This window comes from Arthrobacter sp. Y3223164, assembly GCF_059091005.1.
In genome coordinates, this window is record NZ_JBNHGF010000588.1 from 1 (window position 1) to 1,259 (window position 1,259).

Here is a 1,259-nt window from a genome sequence, read left to right on the forward strand (position 1 = left end):
GGCGGGGCCGCACGTCGGCGCGGTGCCCGACGGCGGTGACGGCGCCGTCGTCGTCAAGCGACCAATGGAACGCGTGGCTCTCGGTGACGGAGAAGGCGACGTCGGCCCGGTCCTCCAGCACGTGAAGGACGGCCCGGTCCAGGTGCTCCGGCTCGATGAAGGGCGAGGTGCACTGCAGCAGGACGGTGACCGCTGGCTGCCGGGGCAGCGTGGAGAGCACGTGGAGCACGGCGGATTCGCTGCTGGCGGTGTCTCCGGAGAGCTCCGCGGGGCGGATGACGACGCGGGCGCCGCAGCGTTCGGCTTCGGCCGCGATGTCGGGATGGTCTGTGCTGACGACGACGTCGGTCACCGACGGGGCTGCCAACGCACTGTCGATGGCGCGGGCCACCAGGCTCCGGCCGGCCACGGGCGTCAGGTTCTTGAACGGGATTCCCTTGGAACCGCCGCGGGCCGGGATGACGACCAGGACTTCCCGGGGATCGTTGTAACTCATTGGAGCCACGGTAGGAAGCACCGGTAACGGCCCGGGGTGGACCAGGTTACGGGAAGGCGTGCAGCAGCGGACGAAACGGGTAACCTGCCGCCGGCCCCGGATCTGTGGCCTGTGGGCCGCCGACAGTAGTCTTGGACCATGCCCGGGTCCCGCTCTTCGCGCCGCACGCCGCTGCGCATCGTGGTGCCCAGCCGCAACGACCCGTTCCTGAAGCAGTTCACCGAAATGGTGGGCGGTCCGTTGGGCCGGCACAGCGCCCCGGGCCTGGTGTCGCCCGGATTTTTCACCGTGGAGCGGGTGCTGATCATCTTGACCACGCTCGCGGCGCTGCTTTCCGTCCTGGTCAAGACGCCGTGCCGGCTGGCCGGGTGGGAGCTGCCGGACTATTTCTACATGGGCTGCTACTCGGACTGGCCGGTGCTCTTCGAGTCCCGCGGGCTTGCCGGCGGCGTGATGCCGTTCGTCACCGCGGGAAGCTCCTTCGAGTACCCCGTGCTGCTGGGACTGGTGGCCGGGGCCACGGCGTGGCTGGTTCCCGGCGAGGGCACGTCTCCGGAGCGGGCCCTGGCCTATTTCGATATCAACGCCACCCTGGTGGCCGTGGTCTGGCTGGTCACCGTCATCGCGACGGCGCGGATGAGCCACCGGCGGCCCTGGGACGCGGCGATGGTGGCGCTGGCACCGGGCATCGTGCTCGCCGGGACGATCAACTGGGATCTCTGGGCGGCGATGCTCGCGGCGCTTTCGATGCTCGCCTTCGCCC

At 70.1% G+C, this 1,259-nt stretch carries 1 protein-coding gene and 1 pseudogene; one reads left to right on the forward strand and one right to left on the reverse strand.

The features are described from left to right. Positions 1-496, reverse strand: a 496-nt coding sequence (locus AC5RUJ_RS16620; RefSeq protein WP_494156288.1) for an acylneuraminate cytidylyltransferase family protein, incomplete at its 3' end; no start/stop codon positions are given. A gap of 138 nt (positions 497-634) precedes the next feature. On the opposite strand from AC5RUJ_RS16620, the pseudogene AC5RUJ_RS16625 reads away from it, so the two are divergent. Beyond that, positions 635-1,259: pseudogene (locus AC5RUJ_RS16625) on the forward strand (hypothetical protein); the annotation flags it as partial.